The sequence below is a fragment of the Streptomyces carminius genome (assembly GCF_002794255.1).
GTDB lineage: Bacteria > Actinomycetota > Actinomycetes > Streptomycetales > Streptomycetaceae > Streptomyces > Streptomyces carminius.
This window is the reverse complement of the sequence record NZ_PGGW01000069.1, coordinates 347,575-373,866: the sequence shown is the minus strand read 5'-3', so window position 1 is coordinate 373,866 and position 26,292 is coordinate 347,575. Positions and strand designations below refer to the sequence as shown.

The 26,292-nt window shown below is 72.1% G+C and carries 22 protein-coding genes and 2 tRNA genes; 6 read left to right on the top strand and 18 right to left on the bottom strand.

What is annotated here, in order from left to right; genetic code table 11:
* Window positions 1-8: 8 nt before the first annotated feature.
* From mreC to CUT44_RS28615, 6 genes are all read right to left on the bottom strand, one after another.
* The gene (mreC, locus tag CUT44_RS28640; protein WP_100204856.1) at window positions 9-968 is read right to left on the bottom strand and encodes a rod shape-determining protein MreC; all 960 of its coding nucleotides are present in this window, start codon (window positions 966-968) and stop codon (window positions 9-11) included.
* 159 nt (window positions 969-1,127) lie between these two features.
* On the bottom strand, window positions 1,128-2,147 hold the full coding sequence (locus CUT44_RS28635; protein WP_100205256.1) for a rod shape-determining protein: 1,020 nt from the start codon (window positions 2,145-2,147) through the stop codon (window positions 1,128-1,130).
* 284 nt (window positions 2,148-2,431) lie between these two features.
* Window positions 2,432-2,845, bottom strand: a complete 414-nt coding sequence (gene ndk, locus CUT44_RS28630) for a nucleoside-diphosphate kinase (protein WP_100204855.1) — start codon at window positions 2,843-2,845, stop codon at window positions 2,432-2,434.
* A 124-nt stretch (window positions 2,846-2,969) separates the two neighbouring features.
* Window positions 2,970-3,299, bottom strand: a complete 330-nt coding sequence (locus CUT44_RS28625; RefSeq protein WP_100204854.1) for a DUF4233 domain-containing protein — start codon at window positions 3,297-3,299, stop codon at window positions 2,970-2,972.
* Window positions 3,300-4,853, bottom strand: a complete 1,554-nt coding sequence (gene folC / locus CUT44_RS28620; RefSeq protein WP_100204853.1) for a bifunctional tetrahydrofolate synthase/dihydrofolate synthase — start codon at window positions 4,851-4,853, stop codon at window positions 3,300-3,302.
* 106 nt (window positions 4,854-4,959) lie between these two features.
* On the bottom strand, window positions 4,960-7,608 hold the full coding sequence (locus tag CUT44_RS28615) for a valine--tRNA ligase (RefSeq protein WP_100204852.1): 2,649 nt from the start codon (window positions 7,606-7,608) through the stop codon (window positions 4,960-4,962).
* A gap of 134 nt (window positions 7,609-7,742) precedes the next feature.
* On the opposite strand from CUT44_RS28615, the gene CUT44_RS28610 reads away from it, so the two are divergent.
* On the top strand, window positions 7,743-8,678 hold the full coding sequence (locus CUT44_RS28610) for a hypothetical protein (protein ID WP_100204851.1): 936 nt from the start codon (window positions 7,743-7,745) through the stop codon (window positions 8,676-8,678).
* 121 nt (window positions 8,679-8,799) lie between these two features.
* Here the strand turns inward: CUT44_RS28610 and clpX are convergent, their stop codons facing one another.
* The 5 genes from clpX to CUT44_RS28585 all read right to left on the bottom strand — a co-directional run bounded on the left by clpX (window position 8,800) and on the right by CUT44_RS28585 (window position 13,538).
* Window positions 8,800-10,089 (bottom strand): ATP-dependent Clp protease ATP-binding subunit ClpX, encoded by a 1,290-nt coding sequence (gene clpX / locus CUT44_RS28605; RefSeq protein ID WP_100204850.1) that lies wholly within the window; start codon window positions 10,087-10,089, stop codon window positions 8,800-8,802.
* 210 nt (window positions 10,090-10,299) lie between these two features.
* Window positions 10,300-10,986: an ATP-dependent Clp protease proteolytic subunit gene (locus CUT44_RS28600; protein WP_100204849.1), complete on the bottom strand. Its 687-nt coding sequence runs from the start codon at window positions 10,984-10,986 to the stop codon at window positions 10,300-10,302.
* Between the two features lie 64 nt (window positions 10,987-11,050).
* A complete protein-coding gene (locus CUT44_RS28595) occupies window positions 11,051-11,653 on the bottom strand; it encodes an ATP-dependent Clp protease proteolytic subunit (RefSeq protein ID WP_100204848.1) in 603 nt (200 codons plus the stop codon).
* Window positions 11,654-11,933: 280 nt separating this feature from the next.
* A complete protein-coding gene (tig, locus tag CUT44_RS28590) occupies window positions 11,934-13,364 on the bottom strand; it encodes a trigger factor (RefSeq protein ID WP_100204847.1) in 1,431 nt (476 codons plus the stop codon).
* 97 nt (window positions 13,365-13,461) lie between these two features.
* Window positions 13,462-13,538 (bottom strand) — tRNA-Pro (locus CUT44_RS28585).
* A gap of 139 nt (window positions 13,539-13,677) precedes the next feature.
* Between CUT44_RS28585 and CUT44_RS28580 the strand changes: the two genes are divergently transcribed.
* A tRNA-Gly gene (locus CUT44_RS28580) sits at window positions 13,678-13,751 on the top strand.
* A 63-nt stretch (window positions 13,752-13,814) separates the two neighbouring features.
* Here CUT44_RS28580 and CUT44_RS28575 read toward each other — a convergent pair.
* The 3 genes from CUT44_RS28575 to CUT44_RS28565 all read right to left on the bottom strand — a co-directional run bounded on the left by CUT44_RS28575 (window position 13,815) and on the right by CUT44_RS28565 (window position 16,135).
* Window positions 13,815-14,009: a hypothetical protein gene (locus tag CUT44_RS28575; RefSeq protein WP_100204846.1), complete on the bottom strand. Its 195-nt coding sequence runs from the start codon at window positions 14,007-14,009 to the stop codon at window positions 13,815-13,817.
* A gap of 231 nt (window positions 14,010-14,240) precedes the next feature.
* Window positions 14,241-14,966, bottom strand: coding sequence for an endonuclease V (locus CUT44_RS28570; RefSeq protein ID WP_100204845.1), 726 nt, complete (start codon window positions 14,964-14,966; stop codon window positions 14,241-14,243).
* A gap of 14 nt (window positions 14,967-14,980) precedes the next feature.
* Window positions 14,981-16,135 carry a PP2C family protein-serine/threonine phosphatase gene (locus CUT44_RS28565; RefSeq protein WP_100204844.1) on the bottom strand — a complete coding sequence of 385 codons (1,155 nt, stop codon included), beginning with the start codon at window positions 16,133-16,135 and terminating at the stop codon, window positions 14,981-14,983.
* A 124-nt stretch (window positions 16,136-16,259) separates the two neighbouring features.
* Between CUT44_RS28565 and CUT44_RS28560 the strand changes: the two genes are divergently transcribed.
* Window positions 16,260-17,516 carry a GNAT family N-acetyltransferase gene (locus CUT44_RS28560; RefSeq protein ID WP_100204843.1) on the top strand — a complete coding sequence of 419 codons (1,257 nt, stop codon included), beginning with the start codon at window positions 16,260-16,262 and terminating at the stop codon, window positions 17,514-17,516.
* A gap of 20 nt (window positions 17,517-17,536) precedes the next feature.
* Here CUT44_RS28560 and CUT44_RS28555 read toward each other — a convergent pair whose 3' ends face one another.
* The 3 genes from CUT44_RS28555 to CUT44_RS28545 form a co-directional block, all read right to left on the bottom strand.
* Window positions 17,537-18,382, bottom strand: a complete 846-nt coding sequence (locus CUT44_RS28555) for an Fpg/Nei family DNA glycosylase (protein ID WP_100204842.1) — start codon at window positions 18,380-18,382, stop codon at window positions 17,537-17,539.
* Window positions 18,383-18,471: 89 nt separating this feature from the next.
* On the bottom strand, window positions 18,472-18,960 hold the full coding sequence (locus CUT44_RS28550; RefSeq protein WP_100204841.1) for a ribose-5-phosphate isomerase: 489 nt from the start codon (window positions 18,958-18,960) through the stop codon (window positions 18,472-18,474).
* Window positions 18,961-18,986: 26 nt separating this feature from the next.
* Window positions 18,987-19,595 carry a biotin transporter BioY gene (locus CUT44_RS28545; protein ID WP_100204840.1) on the bottom strand — a complete coding sequence of 203 codons (609 nt, stop codon included), beginning with the start codon at window positions 19,593-19,595 and terminating at the stop codon, window positions 18,987-18,989.
* A gap of 220 nt (window positions 19,596-19,815) precedes the next feature.
* Here CUT44_RS28545 and CUT44_RS28540 point away from each other — a divergent pair, with 220 nt between their 5' ends.
* Window positions 19,816-21,237, top strand: a complete 1,422-nt coding sequence (locus CUT44_RS28540) for an amino acid permease (RefSeq protein WP_100204839.1) — start codon at window positions 19,816-19,818, stop codon at window positions 21,235-21,237.
* Between the two features lie 282 nt (window positions 21,238-21,519).
* Here CUT44_RS28540 and CUT44_RS28535 read toward each other — a convergent pair whose 3' ends face one another.
* Window positions 21,520-22,167 carry a mycothiol-dependent nitroreductase Rv2466c family protein gene (locus CUT44_RS28535; protein WP_100205255.1) on the bottom strand — a complete coding sequence of 216 codons (648 nt, stop codon included), beginning with the start codon at window positions 22,165-22,167 and terminating at the stop codon, window positions 21,520-21,522.
* 242 nt (window positions 22,168-22,409) lie between these two features.
* On the opposite strand from CUT44_RS28535, the gene pepN reads away from it, so the two are divergent.
* Together pepN and CUT44_RS28525 are read left to right on the top strand one after the other, a co-directional pair.
* Window positions 22,410-25,013, top strand: coding sequence for an aminopeptidase N (gene pepN, locus CUT44_RS28530; RefSeq protein WP_100204838.1), 2,604 nt, complete (start codon window positions 22,410-22,412; stop codon window positions 25,011-25,013).
* Between the two features lie 174 nt (window positions 25,014-25,187).
* A complete protein-coding gene (locus CUT44_RS28525; protein WP_100204837.1) occupies window positions 25,188-26,231 on the top strand; it encodes a TerC family protein in 1,044 nt (347 codons plus the stop codon).
* Window positions 26,232-26,292 lie beyond the last annotated feature (61 nt).

Sequence of the window (26,292 nt, the reverse complement as noted above, 5' to 3'; positions counted from 1 at the left end):
GGCATCGGTCAGTCCCTGGAGGTGCTGGGGTCGGCGTTCTCGGCGTTCTCGGCGTTCTCGGCGGATTCCGTGGACGCCCCGGCCTTCTCGGCGTCCCCGGCCCGCTCCGGTTTCGGCGGGAGCACCGCGTCGCGCGGGTCGGTGCGCGGCGCCTTGACGACGACGCCGACGAGGTCGAGCCGGGTGAAACCGACGTACGGCCGCACCCGTACCGTCCTGGTGAGGCCGCCGCTGTGCGGATCGACCTGGATGACCTCCCCGACGGGCACGCCGGGGACGAACGGCCGGTCGTTGCTGGAGCCGAAGGTGACCAGGCGGTCGCCCCTGGCGACCTTGGCCTTGCTGTTGAGCAGCTGGACGGTCAGGGCACTGTCGCCGCGGCCGTTGGCGAAGCCCAGTTCGCCGGTGCCCTCCAGCCGGGTGCCGACGGTGAAGTCGGGGTCGTTGGCGAGCAGCACGGTGGAGGTGGTCGGTCCGACGGTGGTCACCCGGCCGACGAGTCCGTCGCCGTTGATGACGGTCATGTCGCGCTCGATGCCGTCCCGCTCCCCGACGTCGACGGTGACGGTCCAGGAGAAGCCCTGGGCTGCGCCGATCCCGATGACCTGGGCCGCCTTGACGCCGTACTGCCCGGCGCCCGCGCTCTTGAGGAGCTTCTCCAACTGCCGGACCCGGGCGTCGTCGCGGCCGGAGGCGGCCAGCCGCTGCCGCAGCTCCGCGTTCTCCCGCTCCAGCGTGCTGATCCGGTCGTGGCGCTCGCCGGAGTCCCGGACGGCCGCGACGGCGTTGCCGACCGGGTCGACCGCGCCCGCGACGGTGTTCTCCACCGGGCCCAGGACGGACGCGGTGACCCGTCGTGCCCCGTCGAGGGGCGACCGCTCATCCCCGCGGAGGTCCACCGTGATCAGCGCGAACGCGACGGCGACCAGCAGGACGAGCAGCAGCCGGCTCTCTCGTGTATCCCTCACGTGCGACGGCCGTGCCTTCCCCTTGTCGGACTTGCCGGGCTTGTTGGGCTTGTTGGGCTTGTTGGGCTTGCCGGACCTCTCGGTCCCGTCCGGCCCCGGCGCCGGACCGCGTGGTGCCCGGCCGCGCGGTACGGGCCGCGCGGCCGGCGGCCGGGCCGGTTACCGGCGCGGCTGGGAGTCGAGCACCTGCTGGAGCGCCTCGAACTCCTCGACGCACTTGCCGGAGCCCAGCGCCACCGAGTCCAGCGGGTCCTCGGCGATGTGGATGGGCATGCCCGTCTCGCGGCGCAGCCGCTCGTCCAGGCCGCGCAGCAGGGCGCCGCCGCCGGTGAGGACGATGCCGCGGTCCATGATGTCGCCGGAGAGTTCGGGCGGGCACTTGTCGAGGGTGGTCTTCACCGCGTCCACGATGGCGTTGACCGGCTCCTCGATGGCCTTGCGGACCTCGGCGGAGGAGATGACCACCGTCTTCGGCAGCCCGCTGACCAGGTCGCGGCCGCGGATCTCGGTGTGCTCGTCGTCGTCCATCTCGTACGCCGAGCCGATCGTGAGCTTGATGCTCTCGGCGCTGCGCTCGCCCAGGAGCAGGCTGTACTCCTTCTTGACGTACTGGATGATCGCGTTGTCCAGTTCGTCTCCCGCGACGCGGATGGACTGCGCCGTGACGATGCCGCCGAGCGAGATCACCGCGACCTCGGTGGTGCCGCCGCCGATGTCGACGACCATGTTGCCCGTCGCCTCGTGGACCGGCAGCCCCGAGCCGATCGCGGCGGCCATCGGCTCCTCGATGATGTGCACCTGCCGGGCACCGGCCTGGGTGGAGGCCTCGATGACCGCGCGGCGCTCGACACCCGTGATGCCGGAGGGGACGCAGACGACCACCCGGGGGCGCGCGAGATAACGCCGCTTGTGGATCTTGAGGATGAAGTAGCGGAGCATCCGCTCGGTGATCTCGAAGTCGGCGATGACACCGTCCTTCAGGGGACGGACCGCCACGATGTTGCCCGGGGTGCGGCCGATCATCTTCTTCGCCTCGGCGCCGACCGCGAGGATTCCGCCGGTGTTGGTGTTGATGGCGACGACCGATGGCTCGTTGAGGACGATCCCGCGACCCCTGACGTACACCAGCGTGTTGGCGGTCCCGAGGTCGACAGCCATGTCACGGCCGATGAACGACATGTTGTTCGCCATGAGGATACGTCAGGCCTTCCAACTGGAACGTGTGAGGGGAGGACGACAGCGTGCGCTGCGGGATCCGGAGAGGTTTCCATCGTAGTCGCGCTCTTACCGGCGCGGGCCAGAGGGCTCCTCCTCCGTCATTGTCGGCGGTACGCGGGTCATCCCCTTATGTGCTGACGTCGCGTCCGGGTGATTCGTTCCCCCGAGTGGAGGCGAGTTCACGTAGGGGCGATCGAATTCCATCGATCGCCCCAGGTCAAGAGGTTTGCACGAATGACACGCCGTCAGAAGAGCGAAGGAAAGAAAATCTTCAGCTCCCGTTCGGCGGACTCCTCCGAATCCGACGCGTGAATGAGGTTCTCACGCACGATCGTGCCGAAGTCCCCCCGGATGGAGCCGGGCGGCGCGGCGATCGGGTCGGTCGGCCCCGCCAGGGCGCGCACCCCCTCGATCACCCGTTCCCCCTCGACCACCATCACCACGGCGGGGCCGGAGGTCATGAACTCCAGCAGCGGCTCGTAGAACGGCCGGCCGACGTGCTCCGCGTAGTGCCGCTCCAGCGTGTCGCGGTCCAGGGTGCGCAGTTCCAGGGCGCTGATCGTCCAGCCGGCCTTGCGCTCGACACGGCCGACGAGTTCACCGATCAGACCGCGCCTGACCGCGTCGGGCTTGAGGAGGACGAGGGTGCGCTGGCTCATGGTCGGCGGCTCCTTGAAGTGCGGCGGGACGACGGCGTTTCACAAGTGCTCAGAGGCTACAGGCAGGCCGGCCGCGGCCCGGCGGCACCCGGCCGTACCGGGCCGCCGCTCGGGAGGCCGTCGCTCAGGAGGCCGCCGCGCGGGCCTTCGCCTCGTCCACCTTGCGGCCGAAGTGGACCGACGCCCACCACAGGACGGCGAAGACGACCCCGAGGAGGAACATCGCCGGGACCACGAACCCGGAGGCGATCAGGCCGAGTTGCAGCGCCCAGCCGAGCTGGACCCCGCCGGGCCGGGTGATCACGCCGCACAGCACCAGGCACAGCGCCATCGCCACCCCGGCCACCGTCCACACCGTCGAAGCGGGCAGCCCGTCCAGCCGCGTCGCCACCAGGGCGGCGAAGCCGATCACGAGGAACTCCCCGATGAGCGTGGAGGCGCAGAGCGTACGCATTCAGCGGTCCTTTCCGAGCAGCAGCCGCGCCTCGCCGACGGTGAAGACCGAACCGGTGACCAGCACGCCCGCGCCGGCGTACTCGCTCTCCTCCTCGGCCAGCGTGACGGCCTCCTCCAGGGCGTCGTCGAGCCGCGGGGTGACCTGCACCCGCTCCTCCCCGAAGACCTCCACCGCCACGGCGGCGAGCTCGTCCACGTCCATGGCGCGGGCGGTGGCGTTGCGGGTGACCACGACCTCGGCGAAGACCGGTTCGAAGGCCTCCAGCAGCCCCCGCACGTCCTTGCCCGCGCTGGGCGCGACCACCCCGATCAGCCGGCTGAAGCCGAAGGCCTCGGTGACCGCCTCGGCCGCGGCACGGGCGCCCGCCGGGTTGTGCGCGGCGTCCAGCACCACCGTCGGGCTGCGGCGCACCACTTCCAGCCGTCCGGGCGAGGTCACGGAGGCGAAGGCGGTACGGACGGCCTCGACGTCCAGGGTGCGCACCCGCTGCGCGCCGATGCCGAAGAACGCCTCGACGGCGGCCAGCGCCACGGCGGCGTTGTGCGCCATGTGCGCGCCGTGCAGCGGCAGGAAGATCTCCGGGTACTCCCCGCCCAGCCCGCGCAGGGTCAGCAGCTGACCGCCGACGGCGACCTCGCGGGAGAGCACCCCGAACTCCAGCCCCTCGCGGGCGACGGTGGCGTCCAGCTCCGCGGCCCGGCGCAGCACGACCGAGGCGGCGTCCACCGGCTGCTGTGCCAGGACGACGGTGGCGTCCCGCTTGACGATGCCGGACTTCTCCTCCGCGATCCGCGCGGGTGTGCCGCCCAACCGGTCGGTGTGGTCCAGGGAGATCGGGGTGACGACGGCGACTGTCGCGTCGATCACGTTGGTGGCGTCCCAGCTCCCGCCCATGCCGACCTCGACGACCGCCACGTCCACGGGCGCGTCGGCGAAGGCGGCGTACGCCATGCCGGTGAGCACCTCGAAGAACGACAGCCGGTGCTCGGAGGCGGCGTCCACCATTCCGACGTACGGCTCCAGGTCCCGGTAGGTTTCGATGAACCGCTCGGCGCTGATCGGCGCGCCGTCCAGGCTGATCCGCTCGGTCACAGCCTGGACGTGCGGGCTGCTGTAGCGGCCGGTGCGCAGGTCGAACGCGCCGAACAGCGCCTCGATCATCCGGGCGGTGCTGGTCTTGCCGTTGGTGCCGGTGATGTGGACGGCCGGGTAGGAGCGCTGCGGCTCGCCCAGGAGGTCCGTCAGGGCGCTGATCCGCTCCAGCGACGGCTCCAGCCGCGTCTCCGGCCAGCGGCCCAGCAGCTCGTTCTCCACCTCCCGCAGCGCCCGGTCCAGCTCCGGGTCCCCGGGCCGGGACGGCAGGCCGTCCGGGGACGGTCCGGCCTGGGTGCGCAGGGTGCGGCTGCCCGCCTCGATCACCGCGAGATCGGGGTCACGGTCCGTCTCGGCGTCGATGATCTCGTCGAACCTCTCCACGAGATCGGGTCCGTCACCGGGATCGCCGGAATCGCCGGGGCCGCCGTGGGGATCGTGCGGGGGGTGCTCGCTCACCGTTCCAGTGTACGGAGACGGCCGCGGCCGGCCCCGCTCCGGGGGTGGCCGCGGCCCCCCGGAGCGGGGCCGGCCCGTGCCGCCGGAATCCGCCCCGGCCCGCCGCTCAGCCCTGGGGCAGGGCCTCCAGCTGCGCGGCGATCCGGGCGATGTCCGCCTCGGCCTGCTCCTTGCGGCCCCTGATCTTCGCCACCACCTGGTCGGGCGCCTTGGCCAGGAACGCCTCGTTGCCCAGCTTGGCGGTGGTCTGCGCCAGCTCCTTCTGCGCGGCGCCCAGGTCCTTCGTGAGCCGCTTGCGCTCGGCCGCGAAGTCGATCGCGCCGGACAGGTCCAGCTCGACCGTCGCCCCGGCCACCGGCAGGGACGCGGTCGCCGTGAAGCCCGCACCGGCCGGCGTCAGCCGTGCCAGGGAGCGGATGGCCGCCTCGTGCGCCGTCAGCGGGGTGCCGTCCAGGGCGAGCCGGGCCGGAACGCGCTGGCCGGGCTGGAGGCCCTGGTCGGCACGGAACCGGCGGACCTCGGTGATCACCTGCTGGAGCGTGGCGATCTCCCGCTCGGCGTCCGCGTCGCGGAAACCGGAGTCGGCCGGCCAGTCGGCGATCACCACGGACTCCCCGCCCGTCAGCGTCGTCCACAGCGTCTCGGTGACGAACGGCATCACCGGGTGGAGCAGCCGCAGCGTGGTGTCCAGCACCTCGCCCAGGACGCGGGCGGAGGCCCGGGCCGCGGCGCCGCCCTCGGCGAAGGTGGTCTTGGACAGCTCGACGTACCAGTCGAAGACCTCGTCCCACGCGAAGTGGTAGAGGAGGTCGGAGAGCTTGGCGAACTGGTAGTCGTCGTAGTACGCGTCCGCCTCGGTCACCACGGTGTTCAGCCGGGAGAGGATCCAGCGGTCGGTGGCCGTCAGCTCCTCGGGCGCGGGCAGACCGCCCTCGACCGTGGCTCCGTTCATCAGCGCGAAGCGGGTGGCGTTCCAGACCTTGTTGGCGAAGTTGCGGGACGCCTGGACCCAGTCCTCGCCGATGGGCACGTCGACCCCGGGGTTGGCGCCGCGCGCCAGGGTGAAGCGCAGTGCGTCGGAGCCGTACTTGTCCATCCAGTCCAGCGGGTCGACCGCGTTACCGAAGGACTTCGACATCTTCTTGCCGAACTGGTCGCGGACCATGCCGTGCAGCGCGATGGTGTGGAACGGCGGGGTGCCGTCCATCGCGTACAGGCCGAACATCATCATCCGGGCGACCCAGAAGAAGAGGATGTCGTAGCCGGTGACCAGGACGGAGTTCGGATAGAACTTCGCCAGGCTCTCGGTCCGCTCGGGCCAGCCGAGCGTGGAGAAGGGCCACAGACCGGAGGAGAACCAGGTGTCCAGGACGTCGCTGTCCTGGTACCAGCCCTCGCCGGACGGGGGCTCCTCGTCCGGGCCGACGCAGACCGTCTCGCCGTTCGGCCCGTACCAGACCGGGATGCGGTGGCCCCACCACAGCTGGCGGGAGATGCACCAGTCGTGGAGGTTGTCCACCCAGTCGAAGTAGCGCTTCTCCATCTCCTTGGGATGGATGGCGACCCGGCCGTCGCGCACCGCGTCGCCGGCCGCCTTCGCCAGCGGGCCGACCCTCACCCACCACTGCATCGACAGCCGCGGCTCGACGGTGGTCCTGCAGCGCGAGCAGTGCCCGACCGAGTGGCTGTACGGCCGCTTCTCGGCGACGATCCGCCCCTCGGCGCGCAGCGCGCCCACGACCGCCGAGCGGGCCTCCAGCCGGTCCAGGCCCTGGAACGGGCCGTGGGCGGTGATCACGGCGTGCTCGTCCATGATCGTGACGGAGGGCAGGTCGTGGCGGCGGCCGATCTCGAAGTCGTTCGGGTCGTGGGCCGGGGTGACCTTGACGGCGCCCGTGCCGAACTCCCGGTCGACGTGCTCGTCCGCGACGACGGGGATACGGCGGCCGGTGAGCGGCAGCTCGACCTCGGTGCCGACGAGGTGGGCATAGCGCTCGTCGTCGGGGTGGACGGCCACGGCGGTGTCACCGAGCATCGTCTCGGCGCGGGTGGTGGCGACGACGATGGAGTTCTCGCCCTCGCCGTAGCGGATGGAGACCAGCTCGCCGTCCTGGTCGGCGTACCCCACCTCGATGTCGGAGATGGCCGTCAGACAGCGCGGGCACCAGTTGATGATCCGCTCGGCGCGGTAGATCAGCTCGTCGTCGTGGAGCCGCTTGAAGATCGTCTGGACGGCGCGGGAGAGCCCCTCGTCCATGGTGAAGCGCTCCCGCGACCAGGCGACGCCGTCGCCCAGCCGCCGCATCTGGCCGGAGATCCGCCCGCCGGACTCCGCCTTCCACCGCCACACGCGCTCGACGAACGCCTCGCGCCCCAGGTCGTGGCGGGACTTGCCCTCCTTGGCCAGCTCCCGCTCGACCACGTTCTGGGTGGCGATGCCCGCGTGGTCCATGCCCGGCTGCCACAGCGTCTCGAAGCCCTGCATGCGCTTGCGGCGGGTGAGGGCGTCGATCAGCGTGTGCTCGAAGGCGTGGCCCAGGTGCAGGCTGCCGGTGACGTTGGGCGGGGGGATGACGACCGTGTACGGCGGCTTGTCGCTCTTGGCGTCCGCCTCGAAGTAACCGCGCTCCACCCAGCGCTCGTACAGCTTCTCCTCTACCTCGGCCGGAACGTACTGAGTCGGCAGGCTGGCATGGGCGCTGTTCGATGGCTCCGCCCCGGCGGGGGTCGGGCTCTGCTGAGAGTTGTCGGTCACGACCGCCAGTGTACGGGCCGCTGTGTAGCGGTCTCGAATCGGTTTAGGGGGCCAGGGCAACGGGAAGCGGCGCGGTCCGCCAGGATGGGGCACAGCTTTTCACGCACCTGTCCGAATGAGGGGGAGCCCCGTCCGTGAGCCACCACCAGCCACCGCCCCAGCCCGGTCCGTACGGCGGTCAGCCGAACCCGTACGGCACCCCGCCCCAGCCCGGTTACGGCTACCCACCGCAGCAGCCCGGACCGCCCCAGCCCGGGATGGGAGTCCCCCCGGCGCAGCCCGGTTACGGCTACCCGCAGCAGCCCGGACCTTACGGCGCCCCGCAGCAGCCTGGCGGGTACCTGCCGCCGCCCCCGCCGGGCGGCGGCAACAAGGGCAGGACCATCGGCGTCCTGGTGACGGCGCTGGCGGTCGTGGGCCTGGCGATCGGCGGCTATGTCGTCTTCGGGGGCGACGACGGCGGCACGGTCGCCGACGACGGCAAGAACTACAAGCTCGTCGCGTCCGAGACGGTCCTGGACGGCGAGTACCGGAAGAACCCGAACGAGAACGACGAGGGTCCGTTCAAGTCGGAGGACCTCAAGGAGCTCGAGCAGTTCGGGGTCAGCGACCCCACGAGCGTCTCCGCCACCTACACCTCCGGAGACGACGTCCTGTCCCAGAAGCATCTGAGCTTCAGCGGGGTCTGGGGCGAGATCAAGGACCCCGAGGCAGCCGTCGACGCGATGTTCGCGAAGGCGGAGGAGGGGATCCGGGAGGACTCCGGCGCGGGCGGGGACGGGGCCGAGGGCACGGCTGAACTGGTCGGCGAGCCCAGGGAGGTGTCTCCCCCGGGGCTGGAGAACGCCGTCATGAAATGCCAGGAGATGAAGCTCTCCGGCGAAGGCACCGCCGAGCTGGGCGGTGGCGCCTTCACCATGCCCTTCTGCATCTGGGGCGACCACAGCACCATCGCCTACTCGGCCCTGAACGACATGACCGCATTCACCACCGGCGAGAACTTCTCGATCGACGAGGCCGCCGAGGCCGCGGCCAGGCTCCGCAACGACGTGCGCGTCGAGATCGAGTAGCCGCCGCGCCCGCACGGCCCCCGCCCTACGCGCACGGCGGCCGGGGCGAAGCACACCTGGGGGTGCCCCGGCGGGAAACCGCCGGGGCACCCCCAGGTGTGCGTCTGTGCGCGTCGGCGCGCTACGCGCTCTTCTCGCGCGGCCCCTGCCCCGTCTCGCCGCGGGTGCGGGGGACGAGCGTGGGGTTGACGTTGGAGTGGACGACGTCGGCGGTGACCACCACACGGGCCACGTCCTTGCGGGAGGGCACCTCGTACATCACCGACATCAGCACCTCCTCCATGATCGCCCGCAGCCCGCGGGCACCGGTGCCGCGCAGGATCGCCTGGTCGGCGATGGCCTCCAGGGCCGGGCGGTCGAAGTCCAGCTCGACCCCGTCGAGCTCGAAGAGCCGCTGGTACTGCTTGACCAGCGCGTTGCGCGGCTCGACCAGGATCTTCAGCAGGGCCTCGCGGTCGAGGTTGTGGACGGAGGTGATCACCGGCAGCCGGCCGATGAACTCCGGGATCATGCCGAACTTCACCAGGTCCTCGGGCATGACGTCCTCGAACTGGTTGCTCGCCTCGATCTCGCGCTTGGAGCGGATCGTCGCGCCGAAGCCGATGCCCTTGGCACCCGCCCGGGACTCGATGAGCTTCTCCAGCCCGGCGAACGCGCCGCCCACGATGAACAGCACGTTGGTGGTGTCGATCTGGATGAACTCCTGGTGGGGGTGCTTGCGACCGCCCTGCGGAGGCACCGAGGCCGTGGTGCCCTCCAGGATCTTCAGCAGCGCCTGCTGCACGCCCTCGCCGGAGACGTCCCGGGTGATCGAGGGGTTCTCGCTCTTGCGGGCGACCTTGTCGATCTCGTCGATGTAGATGATCCCGGTCTCGGCCTTCTTGACGTCGTAGTCGGCGGCCTGGATCAGCTTCAGCAGGATGTTCTCGACGTCCTCGCCCACGTAACCGGCCTCGGTCAGGGCGGTGGCGTCGGCGATGGCGAAGGGGACGTTCAGCATCCGGGCGAGGGTCTGCGCCAGCAGTGTCTTGCCGGAGCCGGTGGGGCCCAGCAGCAGGATGTTGGACTTGGCCAGCTCGATGCCGTCGTCCCGGCTCTGCGAGCCGCCGTTCTCACCCGCCTGCACCCGCTTGTAGTGGTTGTAGACGGCGACGGAGAGGGCCTTCTTCGCGGCCTCCTGGCCGACGACGTACCCCTCCAGGAACTCGTAGATCTCGCGCGGCTTGGGCAGCTCCTCCCAGCGCATCTCCGAGGAGTCGGCGAGCTCCTCCTCGATGATCTCGTTGCAGAGGTCGATGCACTCGTCGCAGATGTAGACGCCCGGTCCCGCGATGAGCTTCTTCACCTGCTTCTGGCTCTTGCCGCAGAACGAGCACTTGAGCAGGTCGCCGCCGTCACCGATGCGTGCCACGAGGTGCTTCTCCTTCGCATGGGATCCGTCGAGTTCCACGAACCCGGGTGCTTGCTCTGGGCCTTGGCGGGGGCGGCCCCGGACCCCCTAAGACGGTACCTTGCCCGGGCCCCCGGGTGGGCCCCCCTCGGACCGACTCGACCCGAGGGGGGCGGAAATGTTCGGGAGATTCCCGCGGATTCCGTGGCCTGCCCGCGGACCTGTGCGGTCCTAGCCCAGCCCCACCGAGGTCTTGCGGGTGGAGATGATCTGGTCGATCAGGCCGTACTCGAGCGACTCCTCGGCGGTGAGGATCTTGTCACGCTCGATGTCCTGGTTGATCTGCTCGATCGGCTTGTTGGAGTGCTTGGCGAGCAGCTCCTCCAGCTGGGTCCGCATCCGCTGCACCTCGTTGGCGGCGATCTCCAGGTCGGAGACCTGGCCGCGGCCGGTCTCGGTGTACGGCTGGTGGATCAGCACCCGGGCGTTGGGCAGCGCCATCCGCTTGCCCGGGGTGCCGGCCGCCAGCAGTACGGCCGCGGCCGAGGCCGCCTGGCCCATGCACACCGTCTGGATGTCCGGCTTGACGAACTGCATCGTGTCGTAGATGGCCGTGAGCGCCGTGAAGGAGCCGCCGGGCGAGTTGATGTAGACCGAGATGTCGCGGTCGGGGTCCATCGACTCCAGGCACAGCAGCTGCGCCATGACGTCGTTGGCCGAGGCGTCGTCGATCTGCACGCCGAGGAAGATCACGCGCTCCTCGAAGAGCTTGGCGTACGGATCGTACTCGCGCACGCCCTGCGAGGTGCGCTCCACGAAGCGCGGGATGACGTACCGGGCCTCGGCCGCCGGCCCGTCGTAGCGGGCCTGGAACCGGTCGTGGAGCCCGGCGCCGGGGAAGGACTGCTGACTGTTCATGGGGCTGTACACCGTTCTGGAGAGATGGACTGGCTGCGGTGTCGGGCTGCGGGGCGTGCGGCGCTCACGCGCCCGTACCGCCACCGCCCGGGAGCTGCTCGGCGGAGCCGTAGACCTCGTCGATCAGGCCGTACTCCTTGGCCTCCTCGGCGGTGAACCAGCGGTCGCGGTCGGCGTCGCGGTTCCACTGCTCCTCGCTCTGGCCGGTGTGCAGCGCGGACAGGCGCGTCATCTTCTTCTTGGTGCGCAGCAGCTGCTCGGCGTGGATCTTGATGTCCGAGGCCGAGCCCGCCAGACCCGCGGACGGCTGGTGGATGAGGATCTCGGCGTTGGGCAGTGCGAAGCGCTTGCCCCGGGTGCCCGCGCTGAGGAGGAACTGGCCCATCGAGGCGGCCAGGCCCATCGCGATGGTCACCACGTCGTTCTTGATGTACTGCATGGTGTCGTAGATCGCCATGCCGGCCGTGATCGAACCACCCGGGCTGTTGATGTAGAGGTAGATGTCCTTGTCCGGGTCCGCGGCCAGCAGGAGCAGCTGGGCGGTGATCCGGTTGGCGATCTCGTCGTCGACCGGCTGGCCGAGGAAGATGATCCGCTCGTTGAGCAGCCGGTTGTAGACCTGGTCGCCGAGGCCACCGATGGTCGGCTCGGTGGCGGCGTAGGGCATCGGAAGCGTCACGTGTCCACCTGCTCGGGTAACGGACGGCTCGTCTCTCACAAGGCCGTCTCTGAGTCTTCGTGTACTTGGGACCCTAACGCGCGGGTCCGACTGAGCCATCCCGGTCCGAGAACTGTTCGCTGTGAGCGCAGGGGGCGTTCCCGCAGGTGAGGTCGGTGCGTTCCGCCGTACGCGAACGGGCCCGCACACGGTGTCGTGTGCGGGCCCGCGGCAGCCGGGTGAACGGGCGGGGCCGGCGCGCCCCGGGGGGCGGCGGCCCGTTCCGGTCTCAGCCCTCGGTCTTCTCGTCCCGCTCGGCGGACTCCTCGGCGGGCCCCTCACCGGACTCCGCGGCGGTCTCGGCGGCGGCCTCGGTCTCGCCGGTCTCGCCGCCCTCGGACTCGTCCTCGTCGTCCTCCAGGGAGACCGTCTCACCGTTGGTGTCGGTGACCGTGGCGGCCTCGACGACGATCGCCAGCGCCTTGCCCCGGGCGACCTCGCCGACGAGCACCGGCACCTGGCCGCTCTCGACGACGGCCTGGGCGAACTGGTCGGGGCTCATGCCGGAGGACTGGGCACGGCGCACCAGGTGCTCGGTGAGCTCCTCCTGGTTGACGTTGACCTTCTCCTTGTTGACCAGCTCGTCGAGGACGAACTGGGTCCGGATGCCCTTCTCCGCCTGCTCCCTGAGCTCGGCCTCGAACTCCTCCTCGGTCTTCTCCTGCATCTTCAGGTAGGTCTCGAGGTCCATGCCGAGCTGCGAGAGCTGGTGGTTGACCAGGTTGTGCTTGCGGGTGTTGATCTCGTCCTCGAGGAGCTTCTCGGGGATCGGCACCTCCACCAGGCCGAGCAGCGCGTCGAGCACCTTCTCCTGGGCCTGGGTGGCCTGGTCGTACTTCTTCGTCTGCTCCAGGCGCCGGCGGCTGTCGGCGCGGAGCTCCTCGACGGTGTCGAACTCGCTGGCGAGCTGGGCGAAGTCGCCGTCCAGCTCGGGCAGTTCGCGGGCGGAGACGGAGTTGACGGTCACCTTCACCTCGGCCTCGCGGCCCGCGGCGGAGCCGCCCTTGAGCTCGGAGGTGAAGGTGGCGGAGCCGCCGGCCTCCAGACCGGTGACGGCCTCGTCGATGCCGTCCAGCAGCTCGCCGGAGCCGATGACGTAGTCGATGCCCTCGGCCACGCCGTCCTCCAGGACCTCGCCGTCGACCCTGGCCTCCAGGTCGATCTTGACGACGTCACCCTCGGCGGCGGCCCGCTCGACGGTCTTGGTGGTGGCGAAGCGCTCGCGGAGCTGCTCGATCGCCTCGTCGACGGCCTCCTCGCCGACCTCGACGGCGTCGACGGTGACCTCGATGCCGGAGTAGTCCGGGATCTCCACCTCGGGGCGGACGTCCACCTCGGCGGTGAAGGCGAGGACCTCGTTGTCCTTCAGCTCGGTGATGTCCACCTCGGGCTGGCCCAGCGGGTTGATCTCACCCTCGTTGACCGCGTCCTGGTAGAGCTTCGGCAGCGCGTCGTTGACCGCCTCCTCCAGGACCGCTCCCCGGCCGAAGCGCTGGTCGATCACCCGGGCGGGGACCTTGCCCTTGCGGAAGCCGGGCACCGTGACCTGCTGGTTGATCTTCTTGTACGCCGCGTCGAGGCTGGGCTTGAGCTCCTCGAAGGGCACCTCGACAGTGAGCCGAACCCGGGTGGGGTTCAGGGTCTCCACGGCGCTCTTCACGGTCGGTCTCCTTGGGGCTGACTGCTGGGAACTTCGGTTCTTTGAGAGGCGCCCCGTACGCAGACACGACACCGGCAGGCGCGTTTTTCATAGTACGTGGTCGGGGTGGCCGGATTCGAACCGACGACCTTCCGCTCCCAAAGCGGACGCGCTACCAAGCTGCGCCACACCCCGTCCGTGCGACACGTAGCGTACATGCCGTACGATGCGGAGCGTGCGGCTCGCCGTCACGGTCACCACACAGCCGGAATCATTTGTCCGGCCGTGACCGGGTGGTTATGATCTGCATCTGCCCCGCGACCGGCGGGGCACCGCGGGCGTAGCTCAATGGTAGAGCCCCAGTCTTCCAAACTGGCTACGCGGGTTCGATTCCCGTCGCCCGCTCCATACGCGAAGCGGCCCGGCTCCCGAGGGAGCCGGGCCGCTTCGCGCTTTTCGGAAGGCGATCCGTCAGAAGGCGATCTGGTTGATCGAGTCGGCGAGCGAGTTGAGAAAACGGTTGATCGCCGGAGCCATGCCGGTCGAGGCCAGGAAGAAGCCGAAGAGGACGGCGACGAGCGCCGGGCCCGCCTTGAGGGAGCCGCCCCGGATCAACACGACCATGATGATCGCCAAGAGCAGCACCACTGACAGGGAAATGGCCACAACTGATCACACCCTACGGTCGCAACACCTCTGTACCGGCCACACCGGTCCGGGGACCCTCCGGCGTGTCCCCCTGGGCATCATCGTGCCACCAACTGCCGGGCGATAGGCATCAGGTGGCGGATCGGTGTGGCCGGACGCCCGCCGGTGCGGTGCGCGGGGCCCGCCGGTACCGGGTCGATGCGGGGCCGGTACGGGGCCGCCGGTGCGGGCGCCCCGCCGCGCCCGCCGCTACTCCCCCAGCTCCCGCAGGACCCTGCGGCTGAGCCCGTCGGCACGGCGTGTCGTCTCGGGCAGCCGGTGGCGCGGCGCGAGGCGCAGGGTGTGGGCGCAGGCGTTGTCCAGGCCGATCCCGTGGCCCGCCGAGACGAACACCGCCCTGACCCCCGGCCGGGTGCGCAGGGCGCGGCCCACCACCTCGGGCGGGTCCCGCCGGGGGTCCAGCAGCGGCGCGGTGTCGCCGCGGCGCGGTCCCGGCTCGGTGTGGGTGAAGGCGAAGGGCGTCTTGGCCACCCCGAAGCAGGGCAGCCCGGTCAGCACGCCCAGGTGCACCGCCAGTCCGGCCCGCCGGGGGTGGGCGACGCCGTAGCCGTCGCAGACCACCAGATCGGGCGTGGTGCGCAGGCCCTCCAGGGCCGCCAGCACCGGCGGCAGCTCCCGGAAGGCGAGCAGGCCCGGGACGTACGGGAAGCGGGCGCGGTCGGCGTGGACGGCCTCCTCGACGACGTCGAGCGTGTCGGCGTCCAGCACCACGGCCGCCGCGACCAGCAGGCCGTCCGCCGTGCCGGAGGAGGCGTAGGAGACGTCGACCCCGGCAATCCTGCGCACCGCTCCGGGCGCGGGACCCGCACTCGTCAGGTCCGCCGCCGCCCGGATCCGCTCCTGCTCGGCCACCGCCTCCGCCTCGGTCGCCGGCCACTCCCCCGCCGCCGTGCCCCCGGCCGCCTCGGCCGCCATCTCCTCAGCCGCCCTCAGTCCCGGCGGATCAGCAGCAGGGCCCGGTCGTCGTTGACGTCCCGGGCGACGGCCTCGATCAGATGCCAGGCCGCGCCCTCGAACCCGGTGACGACATAGCGGTCGGCCTCGCCGGTCAGCCGGTCGATGCCCTCGCTCAGATCGCGGTCGGAGGTCTCCACCAGGCCGTCCGTGAAGAGCATCAGCACGTCGCCGGAGCGCAGACTCCCCTTGACCGCGTCGAACTGCGCCCCGTCGTAGACGCCCAGCAGCGGTCCCTCGGCGGCCTTCTCCTCCCAGCGGCCGCTGCCCGCGCTGAGCTGGAGGGCGGGCAGATGCCCCGCCGAGAACAGCTCGTAGTCGCCGCTGTCGAGGTCCAGGACGAGGTGCACGGAGGTGGCGAAGCCCTCCTGCCAGTCCTGGCGCAGCAGGTAGTCGTTGGCGGCCGGCAGGAAGGCGTGCGGCGGCAGCGAGCCCAGCAGACCGCCGAAGGCGCCGGACAGCAGCAGCGCGCGGGAGCCGGCGTCCATGCCCTTGCCGGAGACGTCGGTGAGGACGACCTCCAGGACGCGGCGGTCGGGACCGGTGCGCGAGGCGACGACGAAGTCGCCGGAGAAGGACTGGCCGCCCGCCGGGCGCAGCGCCATCTCGTGGTGCCAGCCGGCCGGCAGCTTGGGCAGCCGGCTCTGGACGCGGATGCGTTCGCGCAGGTCGAACAGCATGGTGCCGCCGCGCCGCCAGGGCACCCCGACCCGGCTGCGGAACTGGGCGACCAGCAGCCCGGTGAGCCCGGTCGCGGCGACCACCAGGATGGTGCCCGGGGTGACCCGGCCGGGGCCGGCCGTGTACGGGCCGAGCACCGTGGCCTCCACGATCAGCGCGCCGGCCGCGGTGGCGTACAGGATCAGCAGGTTGGCGGGGCGCAGCAGCAGTCCGCCCGCGACGATCGGCAGCACCAGGCTCTCGGGCGCGAACCACAGCGGTTCGGCGAGCGTGGCGTAGGTGAGTGCGGGCACGAGGGTCAGCAGCGCGGCGAAGGCGATCCAGTCCGAGCCGTCGCCGCGGAAGTAGTCCACGGCGGACCGGCGCAGACCGGTGCGGACCCGGTGCACGGCCTTGCGAACCTGGGACCACCGGGCCGCCGGAGGGATTCTGCCCGTACGACCTGCCATGTCCTGGACCTTATCCACCCGTTCGGGCGCACGTCGATTCCCCGGCCCGGCCGCGGGCACCGGTTGCGCACCGCCGTTCGATATCGGCTCGCCTCCGTCCCGCCGTCCTGATAGGGAGGGTCACATGACGAGCACGGATCTGCGGGTACTGCGCCCCGAGGAGTGGGACACCTGGTACCGGACCTTCGAACTGGCCTTCGGCGGAGTCCCGGAGTCCGACGAGGAGCGGGCGCTGTGGCGGGATGTCACCGACTTCGGGCGGACGCTCGCCGCCTGGGACGGCGATCAGGTGGCCGGTACGGCCCTGTCGCACCCCTTCCGGCTGTCGGTGCCCGGTGGCGCGCTGGTGGCCGCCGCCGGGGTGTCGGCGGTGGGCGTGGCCCCGACGCACCGCCGGCGCGGCATCCTCACCGCCATGATGCGGCGTCAGCTGGACGACGTACGCGCCGCCGGCGAGCCGCTGGCGGTGCTGTGCGCCTCCGAGCCGGAGATCTACGGGCGCTTCGGCTACGGTCCCGCCGCGTACGCCCTGTTCGGCGAGGCGGACACCGCCCGGGTGTCCCTGGCGGCATCGCCGGGGACGGACAACGGCCCGGACGGCGACACCGGCGGGGTCCGGCTGCGGCTGGCGGACCCGGAGGAGTCGCTGGCGGAGTGCGAGGCGCTGTACGCCCGCCGCCTGACCGCCCGGCCGGGCATGATCCGGCGGCTGCCGCACTGGGAGCGGCTGGGGGTGCTGGACCCGGCGGGCGAGCGGGACGGCGCCTCGCCGCTGCGGTGCGTGCTGGCCGAGTCCGGTGGTGAGCTGCGGGGGTACGCGCGGTACGCGGTGAAGCCGGACTGGGACCTGTCCGGTCCGAAGGGCGCGGTCGTGGTGCGCGACGTGGAGGCGCTGGATCCGGCGGCGTACGCGGCGCTGTGGCGCTACCTGTTCGGGATCGACCTGACCTCGGCCGTGCGGTTCGGCCCCCGCCCCGTGGACGACCCGCTGCGCCATCTGGTCTCGAACCTGCGGCGCTGCGGCCTCCGGGTACGCGACACGCTCCACCTGCGCCCGGTGGACGTGGGCGCGGCGCTGGCGGCGCGGACGTACACCACGGCCGTGGACGTGGTGCTGGAGGTCGGGGACGACTTCTGCCCGTGGAACGCCGGGCGCTGGCGGCTGGCCGGGGACACCGGCGGCGCCGTCTGCGAGCGCACCGGCGATCCGGCCGAGCTGGTGCTGGGCGTACGGGAGTTGGGCGAGGTGTACCTGGGCGGGACGTCCCTGGCGGCGCTGGCCGGTGCCGGGCGGGTGCGGGAGCTGCGGCCGGGGGCGCTGGAGCGGGCCGACGCGGCGTTCTCCTGGCCCGTGGCGCCGTGGCTGCCGCACGGCTTCTAGGGCCTGTTCCGGGCTCGGGCTCAGCCCTTCTGGCAGGCGGGGCACCAGAACAGGTTGCGGGCGGCGAGCGGGGCGGTGCGCACCCGCTCGCCGCACAGGTGGCAGGGCATCCCGGCACGCCGGTAGACGTACACCTCGCCGCCGTGGTCGTCCACGCGCGGCGGGCGGTTCATGGCCTCGGGGGTGTGCTCGGGGCGCACGGTGTCGATGCGGTTGTTGCGCACCCCCTCCCGCATCAGCTCGACCAGATCCGCCCAGATCGTGTCCCACTCGGCACGGGTGAGGTCCTTTCCCGGCCGGTAGGGGTCGATGCCGTGTCGGAAGAGGACCTCGGCGCGGTAGACGTTGCCGACGCCCGCGACGACCTTCTGGTCCATCAGCAGCGCGGCGATCGTGGTGCGGCTGCGGGATATCCGCGCCCAGGCCCGGCCGGGGTCGGCGTCGGCGCGCAGCGGGTCGGGGCCCAGCCGCTCGCCGACCGCCCGTCTGCCCTCGTCGGTGATCAGCTCGCAGGTGCTGGGGCCGCGCAGGTCGGCGTATACGCGGGGGGCCTCCTCGGTGGCCAGCCGCAGCCGTATCTGCCCGACGGGGGCGGGCGGCGGTCCGTCGCCCTGGGTGAAGCCGCCGTACAGGCCCAGGTGGATGTGGATCCAGTCGCCGCCCGCCGGATCGCCGGAGCCGGGGAAGCCGGGGAAGCCGAGGAAGAGGTGCTTGCCGTGGGCGTCGGCGCCGCCGAGCGTCCGGCCGTCGACGCGGGCGGCGCCGGCGGCGAACCTGCCCTGCGGGCTGGACGCCCGCACGGGCCGGCCGCCGAACCTCTCGCCGAGGTCGGCGGCCAGCCGGTGGATGGTGTGGCCTTCTGGCACGGGTGGGGCCGTTCCTGTTCCTGTCGTCCTCGGTCGCCGCCGGCCGCCGTCGGCCGGTTTCCGTCGTGCGGGCCGCCGGGCCGCGGCGGTCAGTCGTGCCGCGGGTGGTGCGGCGGGATCGGCGGGAGCTCGCCGGTGCGCTCGTACTCCGCGAGCATCGCGATGCGGCGCGCGTGCCTCTCGGCCCCGGAGAAGGGGGTGGCCAGGAACGCCTCGACGAGGGAGACGGCCTCCTCGGTGGAGTGCATCCGGGCGCCGACGGCGATCACGTTGGCGTCGTTGTGCTCCCGGCCCAGCTTCGCCGTCTCCAGGCTCCAGGCCAGCGCGGCCCGTACGCCCGCGACCTTGTTGGCGGCGATGGCCTCGCCGTTGCCCGAGCCGCCGATCACGACGCCCAGGGCCGCGCCGTCGGCGGCCGTGCGCTCCGCGGCGCGCAGGCAGAAGGGCGGGTAGTCGTCCTCCGCGTCGTAGATGTGCGGGCCGCAGTCGACGGGCTCGTGCCCGGCCTCCTTCAGCCACTGGACGAGGTGGTTCTTCAGTTCGTAGCCGGCGTGGTCGGAGCCGAGGTAGACGCGCATGGGGGTGAGTCTATTCGCGGCCGCGGTCACGAGTTCCGGCCGACCAGCCTCCAGGCCGCGGGGAGGGCCCCCATGGCCAGGGCCGCCTTGAGGACGTCGCCGACCAGGAACGGCACCAGTCCGGCGGCGAGTGCCTCGCCCGCCGACATGCCCGTGGCCAGCGCCAGGTAGGGGACGCCGACGCCGTAGATGATCACGGTGCCCACCGCCATGGTCCCGGCCGTGCGCAGCACACCGCGGTCGCCGCCGCGGCGGGCCAGGGCGCCGACGACGACGGCGGCCAGCAGCATGCCGAGGATGTACCCGAAAGCGGGCATCGCGGCGCCCGAGCCGCCGTCCGAGAACCACGGCACCCCGGCGACGCCGGCGGCGGCGTACAGGCCCAGGGCGGCGAAGGCCCGGCGGGCGCCCAGTCCGGCGCCCACCAGCAGGGCGGCGAAGGTCTGGCCGGTCACGGGCACGGGCGAGCCGGGCACGGGGACGGCGAGCTGCGCGGCCACTCCGGTGAGCGCGGCGCCGCCGAGGACCAGCGCCGCGTCGCGCACCCGGGCGCGGGCCGCGGTGGAGGCGGGCAGCACATCGGCCAGGACGGCGCCCGGACGGACGGTGGCGGTGGTCGCGGCAGGGGTGGTCATCATGGCTCCGGTGTCGTACGGGTTGGCGGGACGCCATGACGCTAACCGAGATCGGGGCCGGTCATGCCGTGAGATTGACGACACGCGTCCACCGGGGCGGCCGGGACGGGGCGGCGGCGGGCCGGCGGGCGCTTTGCCTCCGGGCGGGGTCGCCGCCCACACTGGGCAGGATCCGGAGCAGATCGTTCCGGCACCCCGATCCCCGAACGGCACACCCCCCATGTCCGGTACCCCGCCAGAGCCGCTGACCACCGACTCCGCCGGCAGGCCCCCGGCCGCCTCCGGCCCCCCGCCGCCCCCGTCCCTCACCCACGGCCTGCGGCAGCGCCACCTGTCGATGATCGCGCTCGGCGGGGTGATCGGCGCCGGCCTCTTCGTGGGCTCCGGCGCGGGCATCGCCGCCGCCGGGCCGTCGATCGTGCTGGCGTACGCGGCCTCCGGGCTGCTGGTGATGCTGGTGATGCGGATGCTCGGCGAGATGTCGGCCGCCCATCCCGCCTCCGGTTCCTTCTCGGTGCACGCCGAGCGGGCGCTCGGACCGTGGGCCGGTTTCACCTCCGGATGGATCTTCTGGACGCTGCTGTGCGTGGCGGTCGCCGTGGAGGCGATCGGCGCGGCGGCGATCGTGACGGAGTGGCTGCCGGGCACCCCGGACTGGTTCTGGGTCGCCGTGTTCATGGCGGTCTTCTGCGGCGTCAACCTGCTGTCGGTGCGGAACTTCGGCGAGTACGAGTTCTGGTTCGCCGCCCTGAAGGTCGCCGCGATCGTGCTCTTCCTCCTCCTGGGCGTCCTGGCCGTCCTCGGCCTGCTGCCCGGCACCGCCTCCCCCGGCGCCGCCAACCTGACCGGGCGGGGCGGACTGCTCCCCAACGGCACCGAGGGCCTGGTGGTCGGCCTGCTGGCCTCCGTGTTCGCCTACGGCGGCCTGGAGACGGTGACGATCGCGGCGGCCGAGTCGCAGGACCCGGTGCGGGGCGTGGCGAAGGCCGTGCGCACCGCGATGTGGCGGATCGCGGTGTTCTACGTCGGCTCGATGGCGGTGATCGTCACGCTGATCCCCTGGCACGCCCCGTCGGTGCTGGAGGGGCCGTACGCCGCGGTGCTGGACCACCTGGGCATCCCGGCCGCCGCCCAGATCATGAACACGGTGGTGCTGGTGGCCCTGCTGTCGGCGATGAACGCCAACATCTACGGTGCCTCGCGCATGGCGTACTCCCTGGTGCGCCGCGGCGAGGGCCCGGCCGTCCTGGGACGGGTGACGGGAGGAGTGCCGCGCCGTACGGTGCTGGCCTCCTCGGCCTTCGGCTTCTTCGCGGTGCTGCTCAGCCTCTGGTGGCCGGACACCGTCTTCGCCTGGCTGCTGAACACGGTGGGCGCGGCCGTGCTGGTGGTGTGGGGCTTCATCGCGGCCTCCCAGTTGCGCACCCGGCGGCGGCTGGAGCGGGAGGCGCCGGAGCGGCTGGTGGTGCGGATGTGGCTGTTCCCGGGGCTCACCTGGGCCTCGCTGGCGGCGGTGGCGGCGGTGCTGCTGCTGATGCTGCGCGAGGGCGACACCCGGGTCCAGCTCGCCTGCACCGCCGGACTCACCCTGGCGCTGGCGGTGGCCGGAGGGCTGCGGCAGCGGGCGCGCCGGAACCGGTAGGCGGGCAGGAAGACGCCCCCGCGGCGCACCACACCGTACGCCTTGTTGCCCTGGAAGCGCTGTTGCAACTAATGTGCAACAAGATGGATGCCGGGCCCCGCACCCTCCGCCTCCCCGCGGCGGGGCCCGTCCCGCGGACGTGATCGTCTTCTCTCGGTCCTCACACACCGCGGGATCCGGGGAAACGGCAGGGGGACGGCCCGCGCGCGGCCATGGTGCGCGCGGGCCGTCCCCCTGTCCGTACCGCCGCCGGCACCCGGCCCGGGTGCCGGCGGTGCGGGCTCAGTCGAACCTCGGCTCCTGTGTCCGGGTGCGCTTCAGCTCGAAGAAACCCGGGGTCGAGGCCACCAGCAGGGTGCCGTCCCACAGCCGGGCGGCGGCCTCGCCCTTCGGGGCGGGGGTGACGACCGGCCCGAAGAAGGCCACCCGCTCCCCGTCCGTGCCCGGTACGGCGATCACCGGGGTGCCGACCTCCTGGCCGACCAGGCCGATGCCCTCCTCGTGCGAGGCGCGCAGCCGCCCGTCGTGGGCGTCGGTGTCCGCCGCGTCCGCCAGGTCCGCCGGGAGGCCGACCTCCGCCAGGGCGTCCACGAGCGTCTCGCGGTCCCGGGGGCGGCCCTGGAGGTGGAAACGGGTGCCCAGGGCGGTGTAGAGCGGGCCGAGCACCTCGGCGCCGTGCTTCTGCTCAGCGGCGATCAGCACCCGCACCGGGCCCCAGGCGCTCCTCATCAGCTCGGCGTAGCCCTCGGGCAGTTCCTCCAGCCGGTTCTCGTTGAGCACGGACAGGCTCATCACGTGCCAGCGCACCTCGACCGGGCGGACCTTCTCCACCTCCAGCATCCAGCGAGAGGTCAGCCAGGCCCATGGGCACACGGGGTCGAACCAGAAGTCGGCCGGGGTCGTGCTCGTGCTCTCGGCTGTCCGGGACATGTGCGTCTCCTCCTCGTCCGGGATCGTCATGGGACCGTGCCGGTGCCTACCGGTTCCGTGCCCGGCCTGCGCGCGAGCCCGGCGGCGGCTGCCGCCGGGGCGGGCACGCCGGAGCAGAACACCGGACGGCGGCCGGTGATTCCCGGCCACGGCGGGGACGGCGCGGCGGTGCGGCACCGCATGGGATCCTGAGCCTTCCGAACCACCCGCTGTATCGACATGCGAGACGAGGGAGTCACGCCGTGCCCGGTGAGAACCTGACCCGTGACGAGGCCCGGGAGCGTGCCCGGCTGCTGACCGTGGACGGGTACGACGTCGCACTCGACCTGCGCTCCGCGGTCGGCCCCCATTCCGGGGCCGGGCCCCGTACCTTCCGTTCCACCACCACGGTCCGCTTCCGCTGCGCGGAGCCGGGCGCCGCCACCTTCGCCGACCTGATCGCGCCGGAGGTCTCCTCCGTGACGCTCAACGGCCGGGAGCTCCACGTGGCGAAGGTGTTCGACGGCTCGCGCCTCGCACTCGACTCGCTGGCGGCCGAGAACACGCTGATCGTGGACGCCTGGTGCGCGTACAGCCGCACGGGCGAGGGGCTGCACCACTTCGTCGACCCGGAGGACGGCGAGACCTACCTCTACACCCAGTACGAGCCCGCCGACGCCCGCCGGGTCTTCGCGAACTTCGAGCAGCCCGACCTCAAGGCGCCCTTCACCTTCACCGTCACCGCCCCCGCCGGCTGGACGGTGCTGAGCAACAGCGCTCCCGAGGACGGGCCGCGGCCGGTCGGCGAGGGGGCGGCCCTGTGGCGGTTCGCGCCCACGAAGCCGATCTCCACGTACATCACGGCGGTCGTCGCGGGCCCGTACCACCATGTCACCGACGTCTACCGGCGCGTCCTGGCGGACGGTACCGAGCTGGTGGTCCCGCTCGGGGCGCTGTGCCGCAAGGGACTGGCCCGGTACTTCGACGCCGAGGAGGTCTTCACCGTCACCAAGCAGGGCCTGGACTTCTTCCACGACCACTTCGACTACCCGTACCCGTTCGGCAAGTACGACCAGGCGTTCGTGCCCGAGTACAACCTGGGGGCGATGGAGAACCCGGGGTGCGTGACCTTCCGCGAGGAGTTCGTCTTCCGCGGCAAGGTGACCGACGCCGCCTACGAGGGCCGCGCCAACGTCGTCCTGCACGAGATGGCGCACATGTGGTTCGGCGACCTGGTCACCATGGAGTGGTGGGACGACCTGTGGCTCAAGGAGTCCTTCGCGGACTTCATGGGCGCCCTGTCGCTGGCGGAGGCCACCCGGTTCACCGACGGCTGGGTCACCTTCGCCAACCGCCGCAAGTCCTGGGCGTACCGCGCCGACCAGCTCCCCTCCACCCACCCGGTCACCGCGGACATCCGGGACCTGGAGGATGCCAAGCTCAACTTCGACGGCATCACCTACGCCAAGGGCGCCTCGGTCCTCAAGCAGCTCGTCGCCTACGCCGGGCGCGACGCGTTCATGGAGGGCGCGCGCCGCTACTTCAAGCGCCACGCCTGGGGCAACACCCGGCTGGCGGACCTGCTGTCGGTCCTGGAGGAGACCTCCGGCCGGGACATGGCGACCTGGTCGCGGGCCTGGCTGCAGACCGCCGGGGTCAACTCCCTGACCCCGCACGCCGTCTGCGACGCCGCGGGCCGGATCACCGAGCTGGCGATCACCCAGGAGGCGCCCGAGGAACACCCGGTGCTGCGCCCGCACCGGGTCGCGGTCGGCCTGTACCGGCGGCAGGACGCGGGCGGGGCACTGGAGCGCTACGCCCGCGCGGAGGTGGACGTCACCGGGGCGCGGACGGTCGTGGCGGAGCTGGCCGGGGCCGGGCGGCCGGAGCTGATCGTCGTCAACGACGAGGACCTGACGTACTGCAAGGTCCGCTTCGACGAGACCTCCCTGGCCACCCTCCGCGACCATCTGGGCTCGGTCACCGAGCCGCTGACCCGCGCGCTGTGCTGGTCGGCGCTGTGGAACCTCACCCGTGACGCGCTGATGCCCGCGCACGACTTCCTGGGCCTGGTGCTGCGCTTCGCGGGCGAGGAGAGCGACATCGGCGTGGTGCAGATGCTGCACGCCTGGGCGCGCACCGCCCTGGTGCACTACGTGGCGCCCGCCGCGCGCGGGGAGAGCGCCCGGGAGCTCACCCAGGGCGCGCTGCGGCATCTGCGGCAGGCCGCCCCCGGCAGCGACCACCAGCTCGCCTGGGCGCGGTTCTTCGCCTCCCTCGCGCACGACGAGCACGACCTGCAGATGCTGGACCGGCTGCTGGCGGGGACCGGCCGGATCGACGGGCTGGAGATCGACCAGGAGCTGCGCTGGACCTTCCTGGAGCCGCTGGCCGCCCACGGCGCGGCCGACGAGGCGCGGCTGGCGGCCGAGCTGGCGCGCGACGACACCGCCTCGGGCCGGCGCCACCAGGTGCGCTGCCTGGCCGCGCGGCCTTCCGCCCGGGTCAAGGAGCGGGCCTGGTCGGACGTGGTGGACTCCGACCGGCTCTCCAACGCGCTGGTGGAGGCGACCATCTCCGGCTTCGACCAGCCGGGGCAGCGGGAGCTGCTGGCGCCGTACGCGCCGCGCTACTTCGAGGCGCTGGAGCGGGTCTGGGCCGAGCGGTCCATCGAGATCGGCATGGCGGTCGTCCGCGGCCTGTACCCGGCGCTGCAGGACGCCGGGGCCGTGGTGGAGCTGACCGACGCCTGGCTGACGGACCATCCGGACGCCGCCCCGGCGCTGCGCCGGCTGGTGCTGGAGGCCCGCGACGACACCGCCCGGGCGCTGCGCGCCCAGGAGTGCGACGCGCGCGCCCGCGTCTGACCGGGGCGGGGCGGGACGGCGGGTGGCGGGCACCGCCCGGGAGGTCGTCTCCCGCCCCCCGGCTCCTCCGGCTCTCCGCCGACGTGACACGCACCGCGCCAGGCCGGCGACCGTTCCGGCCGTTTCGGTCGCCTCAGCCGTTTCGGCCGCCGCCGCGCAAGGAACGCGGTTCCAATGAACGATCCGTCTTTCACCGCCCCCTTGTGGGTGTGGGCCGCGCTGACCGTCGGCATCGCCGTGATGCTCGCCGTCGACCTGCTCGCCCACCGCGACAACCACGTGATCGGCCTACGCGAGGCCACGATCTGGAGCGCGGTGTGGATCGCCGTGGGCCTGGGCTTCGGCCTGGTGCTGTGGGCCTGGCAGGGGGGCGAGACGGCCGGCACCTACTACTCGGGCTACCTGATCGAGAAGGCGCTGTCGGTCGACAACATCTTCGTCTTCGCGCTGATCTTCTCGTTCTTCGCCGTCCCCGACGCCTACCAGCACAAGGTCCTCTTCTGGGGTGTGATCGGCGCGCTCGCCGCCCGTCTGGCGTTCATCTTCGTGGGGGCCCGGCTGCTGGAGATCTTCTTCTGGACCGCCTACCTCCTCGGCGCGTTCCTGATCTGGACCGGCTGGAAGATGGCCTTCTCGCACAACGAGGAGGTCGACCCCGACCGCAACCCGGTGGTGCGCCTGATCCGCAAGGTCGTCCCGACCGATCCCCGGTACCACGGCAGCCGGTTCCTCGTCCGGCTCGACGGCCGCCGGGTGGTCACCCTGCTGTTCGTCGCACTCGTCGCGATCGAGGCCACCGACCTGGTCTTCGCCGTCGACTCCGTCGCGGCCGTCCTGGCCATCACCACCAACACCTTCCTGGTGTGGACGGCCAACGCCTTCGCCATCCTCGGCCTGCGCAGTCTGTACTTCTGCCTGGCCGGGCTGCTGCGGCGCTTCGTCCACCTCCACTACGGTCTGGCGTTCCTGCTCGCCTTCGCCGGCGCCAAGCTGATCCTGTCCGAGACCCCCGTGGGCAAGCTGCCCATCCCCCTCACCCTCGGGGTCATCGTCGTCACCATCACCGTCTCCGTCGTCTCCTCCCTGGTGTCCACCCGCTCCCGGGGCGGGGACAGCAGTGAGAACAGCGGGGAGGACAGCAGTGAGGACAGCGGGGAGGACAGCGGGGACGGCCCACCGGGCGGCAGGCCCGAGCCGCGCCGCGCGGCGCCGGACTGACCGCCCGGGCGGAGGGGGACGCGGAGAGGGGGTGGCGCCCGGACGCCACCCCCTCTCCGTG